The sequence below is a fragment of the Kosakonia sp. MH5 genome, from assembly GCF_009935945.1.
GTDB lineage: Bacteria > Pseudomonadota > Gammaproteobacteria > Enterobacterales > Enterobacteriaceae > Kosakonia > Kosakonia radicincitans.
In genome coordinates this window covers 71943-85106 of sequence record NZ_QODH01000004.1, presented here as the reverse complement: position 1 = coordinate 85106, position 13164 = coordinate 71943, and the positions used below count along the sequence as shown (strand labels likewise).

At 55.8% G+C, this 13164-nt stretch carries 8 protein-coding genes; 5 read left to right on the top strand and 3 right to left on the bottom strand.

The window, feature by feature from the left end:
• Nucleotides 1-62: 62 nt before the first annotated feature.
• Nucleotides 63-1568 carry a glycerol-3-phosphate dehydrogenase gene (gene glpD, locus DK872_RS12675; RefSeq protein WP_007369725.1) on the bottom strand — a complete coding sequence of 502 codons (1506 nt, stop codon included), beginning with the start codon at nt 1566-1568 and terminating at the stop codon, nt 63-65.
• A 189-nt stretch (nt 1569-1757) separates the two neighbouring features.
• Between glpD and glpE the strand changes: the two genes are divergently transcribed.
• The 3 genes from glpE to DK872_RS12660 are packed head-to-tail and all read left to right on the top strand — an operon-like array spanning nt 1758 to nt 3751.
• Nucleotides 1758-2087: a thiosulfate sulfurtransferase GlpE gene (glpE, locus tag DK872_RS12670; protein ID WP_007369726.1), complete on the top strand. Its 330-nt coding sequence runs from the start codon at nt 1758-1760 to the stop codon at nt 2085-2087.
• A gap of 57 nt (nt 2088-2144) precedes the next feature.
• A complete protein-coding gene (glpG, locus tag DK872_RS12665) occupies nt 2145-2975 on the top strand; it encodes a rhomboid family intramembrane serine protease GlpG (RefSeq protein ID WP_072439578.1) in 831 nt (276 codons plus the stop codon).
• 17 nt (nt 2976-2992) lie between these two features.
• Complete coding sequence (locus DK872_RS12660; RefSeq protein WP_007369728.1) at nt 2993-3751, top strand: DeoR/GlpR family transcriptional regulator; 759 nt, start codon at nt 2993-2995, stop codon at nt 3749-3751.
• On the opposite strand, the gene malT is transcribed toward DK872_RS12660, so the two are convergent.
• The gene (gene malT / locus DK872_RS12655) at nt 3752-6457 is read right to left on the bottom strand and encodes an HTH-type transcriptional regulator MalT (RefSeq protein WP_007369729.1); all 2706 of its coding nucleotides are present in this window, start codon (nt 6455-6457) and stop codon (nt 3752-3754) included.
• 582 nt (nt 6458-7039) lie between these two features.
• Between malT and malP the strand changes: the two genes are divergently transcribed.
• Nucleotides 7040-9433 (top strand): maltodextrin phosphorylase, encoded by a 2394-nt coding sequence (gene malP, locus DK872_RS12650; RefSeq protein WP_161518415.1) that lies wholly within the window; start codon nt 7040-7042, stop codon nt 9431-9433.
• A 9-nt stretch (nt 9434-9442) separates the two neighbouring features.
• A complete protein-coding gene (malQ, locus tag DK872_RS12645; RefSeq protein WP_161518414.1) occupies nt 9443-11530 on the top strand; it encodes a 4-alpha-glucanotransferase in 2088 nt (695 codons plus the stop codon).
• 67 nt (nt 11531-11597) lie between these two features.
• Here the strand turns inward: malQ and gntT are convergent, their stop codons facing one another.
• A complete protein-coding gene (gene gntT, locus DK872_RS12640) occupies nt 11598-12914 on the bottom strand; it encodes a gluconate transporter (protein ID WP_007369732.1) in 1317 nt (438 codons plus the stop codon).
• Nucleotides 12915-13164 lie beyond the last annotated feature (250 nt).

Below are 13164 nucleotides of genomic sequence, written 5' to 3'. Positions count from 1 at the left end.
CCGGGCCTGCAAACATGCAGAACTCAGGCCGGATAAGGCGTAGCCTCCATCCGGCACAACCATTACGACGCCAGCGATAATTCCGCTTTGTTATGACGCGTTAACCACTGCGCCACGCGGGATTGCTCTTCGGCATTCAGCCACATTCCCAGCTTCGTTCGACGCCAGATCACATCATCAAGGCGGCGCGCCCATTCATGTTCAACCAGGTAACGCAGTTCGGCTTCATACAGCTCGTGACCGAAGTGTTCTCCCAAATCTTCAATGCGGGTGGCGTTTGCCAGCAGCAGTTCGCTGTTGCTGCCGTAGGTGCGGGCAAAATGGCGCGCCAGCGATTCGCTGATAAACGGATAGCGACGGCGCAGTTTCGCCGCGTAGTCGTCGCGATCGCCGCTGATATCGCCGCCTGGCAGTACGCAATTTTTTGTCCACGCCGGGCCAATGCCTTTGTAGTACGGCGTCAGTTTTTCCAGCGCATGCTCGGCAAGTTTGCGGTAGGTGGTCAGCTTGCCGCCGAACACCGACAGCAGCGGAGCCTGGCCGTTCTCATCATGAATATCCAGCGTATAGTCGCGGGTGATGGCCTGCGGCGAATCGGATTCGTCGTCGCACAGCGGGCGCACGCCGGAGTAAGTCCAGGCGATATCGTCGCGCGTGAGCTGTTTTTTAAAGTGCGCGTTATAGACTTTCAGCAGGTAGTTGATTTCGTTTTCATCGATCTCAACGTGTTTCGGATCGCCTTTGTACTCTACATCGGTGGTACCGATAATGGAGAACTCATCCATCCACGGAATAACAAAGACAATACGCTTGTCTTCGTTTTGCAGAATATAGGCCTGCTTCTGCGAGTGTACGCGCGGCACCACAATATGGCTGCCTTTGATCAGGCGGATACCGTACGGCGAAGGCAGATGCATACCGTCGTCAAAGAACTGTTTGACCCACGGACCGGTGGCGTTCACCAGACCGCGCGCCTTCCAGCTATATTTTTCTCCGGTGTCGATATCTTCCGCTTCAACAATCCACAGACCATTTTCACGGCGCGCGCTGGTGGCGCGGGTGCGGGTCAGTACTTTGCCGCCTTTACGCTCCACCATCTGCGCATTCGCCAGTACCAGACGCGCATCGTCCACCCAGCAGTCGGAATATTCGAAACCGCGCACGATTTCCGGTTTCAGCACCGATTCTGAGCCAAAACGCAAACCGGCTGAGGCCGGCAGGCTGGTGCGTTTTCCAAGGTGGTCGTACATAAACAGACCAATGCGGATCATCCACGCCGGACGCAGATGCGGGCGGTGCGGCAGACGAAAACGCATCGGGAAAGCGATATGCGGTGCCATTTTCAGCAGCACTTCGCGCTCGGCAAGCGCTTCGCTCACCAGGCGGAATTCGTAGTGTTCAAGGTAGCGCAAGCCACCGTGAATCAGTTTGGAGCTGTTGCTGGATGTCGCGCAGGCCAGATCCTGCGCTTCCAGCATCAGCACGGATAAACCACGCCCTGCGGCGTCTACCGCGATGCCGGCACCGTTGATGCCCCCGCCTATCACAATCAGATCTTTGGTTTCCATGCTGCCCTCACGCACTTTCGTTAAAGCTCATAAATGTTCGTTATCGCTCATGATAGCAAAGGAACGCGCTTTTGGTAACATCAAAAAAACAATTTAGAGTGATATGCATAACATAATGGCGTTTACCCGCCGTCACGACGTACACTTGACGGCAGAATAGCCATTTCCTGTGTCAATTAAGAGAACGTCATGGATCACTTTGAATGCATTAACGTAGAAGAAACCCATCAGAAATTGCATCAGCAGCAGGCGGTGCTGGTGGATATCCGCGATCCACAAAGCTTCGCGATGGGGCATACGCCGGGCGCATTCCATCTGACCAACGATACGCTGGGCGCGTTTATGCGCGACAACGACTTCGATACCCCGGTGATGGTGATGTGCTACCACGGCAATAGCAGCAAAGGTGCAGCGCAATACCTGCTCCAGCAGGGATACGATCAGGTCTACAGCGTTGACGGCGGTTTCGACGCCTGGCAACGTCATTTCCCGGCGGAAGTGGCGCACGGTACGCTTTAGGCATCCGTCCCGTGCCGCTATACTGTCTCTCTTTGTATGGATTAAGCGACGCCCGCCATGTTGATGATTACCTCTTTTACTAACCCTCGCGTCGCCCAGGCGTTTGTCGATTATATGCAGACCCAGGGCGTGATCCTCACCATTCAACATCACGAGCAAAGCGATATCTGGCTGGCAGATGAGAGCCAGGCTGAGCGCGTCAAAAATGAATTGGCGCGCTTTATCGAAAATCCTGCCGACCCGCGTTATCTGGCGGCGAGCTGGCAATCCGGGCAGGTCGACAGCGGTCTGCGCTATCGTCGTTTTCCCCTGACGGCGGCTATTCGCGAACGCGGCGGGCCATTGACGTTACTGATGACCGCGCTCTGCGTGTTTGTCTTCGTGGTGATGAGCGTGATTGGCGATCAGACCGTGATGATGTGGCTCGCCTGGCCGTGGGATGCCAGCGTACAGTTTGAGATCTGGCGTTACTTCACTCACGCAATAATGCATTTTTCGCTGGTGCACATCCTCTTCAACCTGTTCTGGTGGTGGTATCTTGGCGGAGCGGTGGAAAAGCGTCTCGGCACCGGCAAACTGGTGGTCATTACCCTGATTAGCGCCTTATTAAGCGGTTTTGTGCAGCACCAACTTACCGGCCCGTGGTTTGGCGGTTTATCCGGCGTGGTGTATGCGCTGATTGGTTATGTCTGGCTGCACGGTGTACGCGATCCGATTCCTCAGGTGGCGTTACCGAATGGGCTGTTTATTTTTACGGTCGCGCTGATGGTCGCCGAGTGGTTCGGCGCTATGGGCTTTGAGATTGCTACCGGTGCGCACACGGCTGGCATGGTGATTGGGCTGGCGATGGCGCTGGTGGACACGCAGAATGTGCGGAAACGAACATAATTATCCAGGGACATTTCATGAAACAAACACAGCGTCATGACGCGATTATTGAACTGGTTAAACAACAAGGATATGTCAGTACCGAAGAGCTGGTTGAACAATTTTCCGTCAGCCCGCAGACCATTCGCCGCGATCTGAATGACCTCGCGGATCAAAACAAAATCTTGCGTCACCACGGCGGTGCGGCGCTGCCTTCGAGCTCGGTGAACACCTCCTGGCACGATCGCAAATCAACGCTGACGGCGGAAAAAGAGCGCATTGCCCGCAAGGTAGCAGAACAGATCCCGAACGGTGCAACACTGTTTATCGATATTGGCACTACGCCGGAAGCCGTCGCCCATGCGCTGCTGGAACACAGCGATCTGCGCATTGTGACCAACAACCTGAACGTCGCGAATACTCTGATGAAGAAAGAGGATTTCCGCGTGATCCTCGCGGGCGGCGAACTGCGCAGCCGCGACGGCGGCATCGTTGGCGAGGCGACCCTCGATTTTATCTCTCAGTTCCGCCTCGATTTCGGCATCCTCGGTATTAGCGGGATTGATGCGGACGGCTCGCTGCTGGAGTTCGACTACCACGAAGTGCGCACCAAACGCGCGATCATTGAAAACTCGCGTCACGTCATGCTGGTGGTGGATCACTCGAAATTTGGCCGTAACGCGATGGTGAATATGGGCAGCATTGGCCTTGTGGATGCGGTGTATACCGATGCCATGCCGCCTGCCGGGGTATTACAGGTGATCAACCACAACAATGTGCAACTGGAGCTGTGCTAATTACACGCCGTAGCCCATCATTTTTAGCAGCCGCTGTGCGTGTTGCACGGCATCCTGACGATGGGCGACGCCCAGTTTCTGATAAAGATTGCGGATGTGAGTTTTAATGGTCGTCGCGGCAACATCCAGCTCGCCTGCAATCTGTTCATTGCTGTAGCCAGAGTAGATCAGCCCCAGCACCTGCCACTCGCGCTGGGTCAGCGGGCTGGTGCGGATAAGCTCCGGCACATCCGGGTGCGTCAGTAGGCGTTCGACGAAATTCTCATCGAAATGCGCAAACTTATGCCGGTGATGCTGGTTGATGTCGCGCAAAATACGCTGGGCGCGATGCTGTTCGAGCTCCGGCAGCGTATTCAACTGGATCAACTGGCGCAACTGCTGCGCCATCGCTTCGCCTTCAATCACAAAATGACTGATAAATCCGGTGCGGTTAGCCAGTTGCAGCGCTTCCAGCAGCACGCGCTGCGCGTCGTTTTTGCGCCCGGCCTGCCAGTAAAGCTGGTTGAGCAGCAACAAATTGCGGTTGATGTCGCTCATCAAACGCAGGCTGCGCGCGTTTTCATTTAACTCTTCCAGCACCATCTCTGCGGGATCAAACTCGCCCAGCAGGATCTGCGCACGGGCGATGTTGCGCCACTGGCTCTGCAGGAAATGGTTATTGGCAAACTCCGGTTTTGGCGTCAGGCGCAGCCACTGCGCGGCGGCCTTTTTGTCGCCGGTCATCTGCCAGTAGATCACCCGTACTTTATCGGCATTCGACACCCAGTCGCTGTGGTATTGACCGTTGCCGAGCAGATTCTCCAGGCGGTTCAAATGGCTGCGGGCATTATCCAGATCGCCGCGTGCCAGCGAGTTTTGCACCAGCAGCGCCAGACATTGCAACTGCTGCTGCGGCTGCATGGCAGAGAGCACTTCCATCCCCTGGCGCGCCGCCGCTTCGGACTCATCAAGCCGCGCCCACGCCCACAGTAACTGGGCGCGAATGCGCAGCAAAAATTCATGCATCGGCAGTTGCTCAAGGTGCTGCTCGCGGATCAGCGTAAAGGCTTTTTCCTGTGTCTCCCAGGCCGCCTGCAGAAACCCCTGCGCGAACAGGATTTCGCTTTGCTGGATCAAGCTCCACAGCGCGTAGTGCCAGACATCGTGACGACGCGCCATCTGTTCAGTTTGCTGCATCACCGACAGCGAACTGGTCAGTTCGCCTTTGCAGTGCAGCACTTCACCATGAACAGAGGTCGCCACGATACGGCTGTAATAGTTCGCCAGCGGCAACTCGTCGAGCGCCACCATCGCCAGCCGCTCTGCTTCCACCGGATCGCCATCATTAATCGCTACCTGGGCGCGCAGGGCGTTGAAATCACCGTGCAGCGAGGCGTCCATTTGTGTGGTCATCTCCTGCTCGGCGCGCGCCAGCAGCGTATTCACTTCGCTGTAGCGATGCTGGCTTTGCATCAGCCAGGCCTGCAACAGTACCAGACGTGGATTCTCCAGAAGGCTTTCCCACGGCAGCGCTTTCAGCGACTCTTCCAGCACGCTCAGCTCGCTGTGATTAAACAAACCCCAGGCGTGATGCAGCAGAATATCGCGCAGCATAATGCCGTCTCCGGCCGCCAGCGCGTGATGAATGGCTTCACTGGGGAAGCCTTGCGCCATCCAGCTTTCCGCTGCGGCGCGGTGAATATCCGGCAGCTCGGTTGCCAGTTCCCACTGACATCGCTGGCGCAGGAAATTGCCGAACAGCGGGTGGTAGCTGAACCATTCGCCGGAATCGTCCATACGTTGTAAAAACAGCCCCTGACGCTCAATCTCTTCGAGCCGCATTTGCCCATTCTCTTCACCGGTCACGCGGACGATCAGCGCGTCGTTCATCGAGCGCAGCAGGGCGCTTTTCAGCAGGAACTTACGCGTGTCGATATCGACATTATCCAGCACTTCATCCACCAGATAATCGGAGAGATGGCTGGCATTAATGCCGGAAAGGCGGCGTGCGGACTGATGCGGTGCGCTGTGGTTTTGCCGAGCGGAGAGGGCGATAAGCTGCAGCGCTGTCGCCCAGCCGGCAACGTCGTCGCACAGGCGGCTGCTTTCCGCTGCTTCAATCGGCGAGGTCAGGCGGCAGTCAAAAAATTGTTTTGCTTCCTGATGGGTAAAGGCGAGTTGCTGGCTACCCACTTCCAGCAGTTGTTCACGTACGCGCAGGTTGGCTATACCTAACTGCGGCAAATTACGTGACAGCACAATCAGCGTCAGGTTTTCCGGCTGATGGCGTAAAAAGAACCGCATTGCATCATGGATCACCGGGTTGGTGATCAGATGATAATCGTCGATGACCAGAAACAGCGGACGTTGCCACTCCATCAATTCAACGAACAACTGGGAAAAGAGTGACGGCAGGCTGGCGTACTGGCGTTTTTGCGCCATCGCCTCGCTGCGGGCGCAATGCCCGCCCGTCGCCTGCTGAACCGCAGCGATAAAGTAGCTGGCAAAACGTTCCTGCTGGTTATCACCTTCATCCAGAGAGAACCAGCCGACATCATTTTTTCCGGCTGCCCATTGCGAAATGAGCGTGGTTTTTCCGTAACCCGCAGGGCTGGTCACCAGCGCAAGGCGATAATTGTTAGCGCCGGAAAGTTTAGCCAGCAGGCGTTCCCGAACCACGGTGTGGTCGAGACGAACCGGGCGACTTAATTTTGACGGAATCAACATAGTTATCACTTCACTGTGCGAAAACGGAGGGTGTGATTTTTTTTGCGCTTCGTAATTAATCCTAATAAGGTCGGTCAGATGAGGAAATATTGCAAGTTATGTCCGGATCTAACGATTGTGAATTTGCACTATGTCACATTTCTATTTATTTCATGAATAGTTAAGGACAAAAAAGGGGAAAAATAGCCGGGGCACGGCTGGCGCGCTGCGCATGGCAGAAGGCTTAATAGCTATACATGTAGTAAGGGTTTGTTCGCATTATTAACCGGCATATCAGACAAAACGCACAAATAGCAAAAATTGATTAGTGATAGTGCAGTGAATATTATTTTTTCTGCTTTTAACGCGTTACTAAAATTAATTTCCTCCGAAACGATATTTCATTTTTACTGAACAATTTCCAGTCAATTTGATTGAATAACGTGCGAAAAAAACGCTACCTTTAGGTGGCGGCGATCACACTTTTTGCTCATCCCCGCTGCTCCTCCCCGGCTAATCCCTGGCAGGATGAGGAAGTCATAAACCGAGCCAGGCACACTAACGCAAACGTCGATTTACTTCATTACAGGACCCGGATTCTTTATGTCAAAGCCAACGTTTAATAAAGCGGAATTTGCAGCGGCGCTCACGCGCCAGCAGCAGCGTTTAGGGATTCAGGTTGCCGGTGACATGACAACCCGACAGTGGTGGCAAGCGGTGAGCGGTGCGCTGGCAGAACTGCTGGCGGCGCAGCCCGCGCCGAAAGCGGCGAAAGGGCAGCGCCACGTTAACTATATCTCAATGGAATTTCTGATTGGCCGCCTGACGGGCAATAACCTGTTGAACCTGGGCTGGTATCAGGATGTTGGCGCGGTATTGCAGGAACACAACATCAACCTGACCGACCTGCTGGAAGAGGAGATCGATCCGGCGCTGGGTAACGGCGGTCTGGGGCGTCTGGCGGCCTGTTTCCTTGACTCGATGGCGACGGTTGGCCAGTCGGCGACCGGCTACGGCCTGAATTATCAGTACGGCCTGTTCCGCCAGTCTTTTGTTGATGGGCAACAGCATGAAGCCCCGGACGACTGGCATCGCCGCAGCTACCCGTGGTTCAGCCATAACGAGCAGTTAGATGTGCAAGTGGGGATTGGCGGCAAAGTGAGCAAATCCGGACAGTGGCAGCCCGCTTTTACGCTGATTGGCGAAGCCTGGGATTTACCGGTTATTGGCTACCGTAACGGCGTGACGCAGCCGCTGCGTTTATGGCAGGCGACACATGCTCATCCCTTTAATCTGACCAAATTCAACGACGGTGATTTTCTGCGCGCCGAGCAAACCGGGATCGACGCGGAAAAGCTGACGAAAGTACTCTACCCGAACGACAACCACCAGGCCGGGAAAAAGCTGCGTTTGATGCAGCAATACTTCCAGTGCGCCTGTTCAATTGCCGATATTCTGCGTCGTCACCATCTGGAAGGCCGCAAACTGGCGCAGTTGCCGGATTTCGAAGTGATCCAGCTTAACGACACGCACCCGACTATCGCCATTCCGGAACTGCTGCGCGTGCTGCTCGACGAACACCAGCTAAGCTGGGACGATGCCTGGGCGATCACCAGCCGGACGTTTGCCTATACCAACCATACGCTGATGCCGGAAGCGCTGGAGTGCTGGGATGAAACGTTAGTCAAAGCGCTACTGCCGCGGCACATGCAAATCATCAAACAGATCAACGACAAATTTAAGCTGCTGGTCGAGAAAACCTGGCCGGGCGACGACGCAGTATGGGCAAAACTGGCGGTGGTGCATCACAAACAAGTACGCATGGCGAACCTTTGCGTGGTGGGCGGATTTGCGGTTAACGGCGTGGCGGCGCTGCATTCGGATCTGGTGGTCAAGGATCTGTTCCCGGAATATCACCAGCTCTGGCCGGGCAAATTCCATAACGTCACCAATGGCATCACGCCGCGTCGCTGGATCAAACAGTGCAACCCGCTACTGGCCGCGCTGCTCGACAAGACGTTGAAAAAAGAGTGGGCCAACGATCTCGATCAGTTGATCAATCTGGAGAAGTACGCCGACGACGCGGCATTCCGCAAGCAGTATCGCGAGATTAAACAGCAGAACAAAGTGCGACTGGCGGCGTTTGTCAAAGCCCGTACCGGTATTGAGATCAATCCGCAGGCGTTATTCGATATCCAGATCAAACGTCTGCATGAATACAAACGTCAGCATCTGGGGCTGCTGCACATTCTCGCCCTGTACAAAGAAATTCGCGAAAACCCGAAAGCCGACCGCGTGCCGCGTGTCTTCCTGTTTGGCGCCAAAGCTGCGCCGGGCTACTACCTGGCGAAAAACATTATCTTTGCCATCAATAAAGTGGCGGAAGTGATTAACAACGATGCGAAGGTCGGCGACAAGCTGAAAGTAGTATTCCTGCCGGATTATTGTGTCTCGGCAGCGGAGAAGCTGATCCCGGCGGCGGATGTATCCGAGCAGATCTCCACGGCGGGCAAAGAAGCTTCCGGTACCGGCAACATGAAGCTGGCGCTGAATGGCGCGCTGACGGTCGGTACGCTGGACGGCGCGAACGTTGAAATTGCCGAACAGGTTGGCGAAGAGAATATCTTTATCTTCGGCCACACGGTGGAGCAGGTGAAAGCGCTGAAAGCCAAAGGCTATGAACCGCTGAAATGGCGTAAAAAAGACAAGCTGCTGGATGCGGTGCTGAAGGAGCTTGAAAGCGGGAAGTACAGCGACGGGGATAAACATGCTTTTGACCAGATGCTGCACAGCATTGGCAAACAGGGGGGAGATCCTTATCTGGTGCTGGCGGACTTTGCGGCCTATGTGGAGGCGCAAAAGCAGGTGGATGTGCTCTATCGCGACCAGGAAGCCTGGACCCGTGCGGCGATCCTGAACACGGCGCGCTGCGGTATGTTTAGTTCTGACCGCTCAATCCGCGATTATCAAACCCGCATCTGGCAGGCAAAACGCTAAGGAAGCGCGATGGAGAGTAAACGTCTGGAACAGGCCGCACTGGCGGCGGGGATCAGCCCAAATTACATCAATGCGCACGGTAAACCGCAGTCCATTACGGCGCAGACAAAACAGCGTTTGCTGGCGGCAATGCACGCCGCAAACGCAACGGCGCTCAGCGTACCGCCGGTTCCTGCCGTGCAGGTGTTTATTCACGGCAAAAAGAAAACGTTGCCGGTGGCAGGCAAAGGGAGTTTCCAGTGGCAACTGGTCACAGAAGCTGGCAAGCAGTACCAGGGCCAGGTCAACGGCGGAGAAAATCTGCCGTTGCCAGGCGGTCTGGCGCTGGGCTATCACACACTGACGCTGGAACAGCAGACGCAGCGCTGGCAGTGCCGGTTGATCATCGCGCCCGCCCGCTGCTATGAGCCTCAGGCTCTGCTGGAAGGTAAAAAGTTGTGGGGCGCCTGTGTGCAGCTCTACACCCTGCGTTCAAATGATAACTGGGGGATAGGGGATTTCGGCGACCTGAAAAAGATGCTCGGCGATGTGGCGCAGCGCGGCGGGGCATTTATTGGCCTCAACCCGATCCACGCGCTCTACCCGGCAAATCCGGAGAGCGCCAGCCCCTATAGCCCTTCATCACGGCGCTGGCTGAATATTATCTACATCGACGTTAACGCAGTGGCGGATTTCCGCGACAGCGAAGAGGCGCAGGCGTGGTGGCAACTTCCCACTACTCAACAAACCTTGCGCGCCGCGCGCGATGCGGAGTGGGTGGATTACGCCTCGGTGACGGCGCTGAAACTGGCGGCGCTGAGCCTTGCATGGCGGCGTTTCCGCCAGCGTGCGGACGATGACGCGCAGCAAGCCGCTTTCCGCCGCTTTGTTGAGCAGCAGGGTGAAAGCCTCTACTGGCAGGCTGCATTTGACGCGCTGCATGCGAATCAGATGAAAGAAGATGCGCTGCGCTGGGGCTGGCCGGTATGGCCGGAAGGGTATCAATCTACCCGCAGCCCGCAGGTGAAAGCCTTCTGCAAGGCGCATGCTGACGAGGTCGATTTTTATCTCTGGTTGCAGTGGCTGGCTTACACCCAGTTTGCTGAGTGCTGGGAAACCAGCCAGTACAATGGGATGCCCATCGGCCTCTACCGCGACCTGGCGGTCGGTGTGGCGGAAGGTGGCGCAGAAACCTGGTGCGATCGCGAGTTGTACTGTCTGAAAGCTTCCGTCGGCGCGCCGCCGGATATTCTGGGGCCGCTCGGGCAAAATTGGGGGCTGCCGCCCATGGATCCGCACGTGATGCGGGCGCGCGCCTATGCGCCATTTATCGATCTGCTGCGTGCCAATATGACCAGCTGCGGCGCGTTACGTATCGACCATGTTATGTCGATGCTGCGTCTGTGGTGGATCCCGTACGGCGAAACGGCGGATCACGGCGCTTACGTGCAGTATCCGGTGGATGACCTGCTGGCCATTCTGGCGCTGGAAAGCCAGCGGCATCAGTGCATGGTGATTGGCGAAGATCTGGGAACTGTACCGGTAGAGATTGTCGGCAAGCTGCGCAGCAGCGGCGTCTACTCCTACAAAGTGCTCTACTTCGAAAACGATCATCAGAAAAACTTCCGCGCGCCGCAGGCCTGGCCGCAGCAGTCGATGGCGGTAGCGACGACGCACGATCTTCCGACCCTGCGCGGTTACTGGGAGAGCGGCGATTTAACCCTCGGCAAAACGCTGGGGTTATATCCCGACGAAGAGGTACTGCGCGGTTTGTATCAGGATCGCGAGCGGGCGAAGCAGGGGCTGCTGGATGCGCTGCATCAGCACGGTTGCCTGCCGAAACGCGCTGGTCATAAAGCGTCGCGCATGCCGATGACGGCGATCCTCAATCGCGGTATGCAACGCTATATTGCCGACAGCAACAGCGCATTACTGGGGTTGCAGCCGGAAGACTGGCTGGACATGCCGGGGCCGGTGAACATTCCGGGCACCAGTTATCAGTACAAAAACTGGCGACGTAAGCTGCCGGTGTCGCTGGAAGCGATGTTTAGTGATGAGAAGGTTAACAAGCTGATTAAAGATCTCGACCGTCGGCGCAAAGCCGGAAGAAAACGTTAATAAAAAAGCCCGGATATCCGGGCTTTTTGTTGTCCTGTAAGCGTTAGCGCCACCGGGCAATTGAAAATCAGACCACCATTCCCAGCAGCAGACAACCCACCAGGCCGCACACCGAGATAATGGTTTCCAGTGCCGACCATGAACGCATGGTCTCACCGATGGTCAGGTTGAAATACTCTTTGAACAGCCAGAAGCCCGGATCGTTAACGTGAGAGAAAATTACGCTACCGGAGCCAACGGCAATCACCATCAGTTCCGGGCTGACGCCCGTGGTGGCAATCAGCGGCGCGGCAATACCGCCTGCGGTAATCGCCGCAACGGTTGCGGAACCCAGCGCAATACGCAGTACCGCAGCAATCGACCAGGCCATAAACAGCGGAGAGAGGTTAGTGGCATGCATCATGGAAGCGATGTATTTATCCACGCCGCTATCAACCAGCACCTGTTTGAATGCGCCGCCGCCGCCGATGATCAACAGCATCATGGCGATGATTTTGATGGATGAAGTCAGCGTGTCATTGATGTCATCCATAGAACGGCCGCGGTTCAGACCGAAAGTGAAGACCGCAATCAGTACCGCGATCATGGTCGCCATCACCGGGTCGCCGAAGAACTCTGCATAAGGCAGAATCGCATGGCCTTTCGGCAGCAGCATTTCCGCGACCGCGCGCAGCGCCATCAGAATCACCGGCACCAGGGAAGTCCAGACGCTGACGCCGAAACCTGGCATCTCTTCTTCGGTAAAGGTTTTGGAGTTGTAAAGACCTTCCGGGATCGGCTTATCAATGCTTTTCAGGAAACGCGCATAGACCGGGCCTGCGAGGATCACGGTCGGAATACCGAGCAGCGTACCGTACAGCAGTGTTTTACCCATATCCGCGTGGAAGATGGTGGCGATAGCTGTCGGGCCCGGGTGCGGCGGCAGGAAGCCGTGTGTCACAGAGAGGGCTGCCGCCATCGGTACGCCAACATACAGCAGCGGAATGCGTGCAGAGGCGGCGATAGTAAATACCAGCGGCAGCAACAGCACGAAACCGACTTCATAGAACAGCGCGAAACCGACGGTGAAACCGGTCAGCACAACGGCCCATTGAATATGTTTACGACCGAACTTTTCGATAAGCGTAGTGGCGATGCGCTGTGCGCCGCCGCAGTCTGCCAGCAGTTTGCCGAGCATGGCGCCAAAGCCCATGATCAGCGCAAGACTGCCCAACGTACCGCCCACGCCCGCTTTAATCGATTTGATAACGGCATCCAGTGGCATGCCCTGCATCATCCCGACGGCGAGCGCCACCAGAATCAGAGCGATAAATCCGTTGAGTTTGAAACGGATCATTAACAGGAGTAAGAGGACAACACCGATAGCGACAATGACTAATGGCATGATTTACCTGGCCTTTAATTTGTTATGGGTAACGTCAGTGTTTCTTGGCAGCCGCTAAAAGCTCCCGAACCGGGAAGGGCGAACTGCGGCACCATTACGGCTGGACATCCATTGCTAAAAATTGTAGTCGGATGTTTTTATCTTGTTGGTGCTGGCTGGAATGATACGGGTAACATCTGTGAAAAGAGAATCACCCTGCCGATCTAAATGTGAGATCTGAGACCTGTGTCATATTAACGCCGGGAAACTA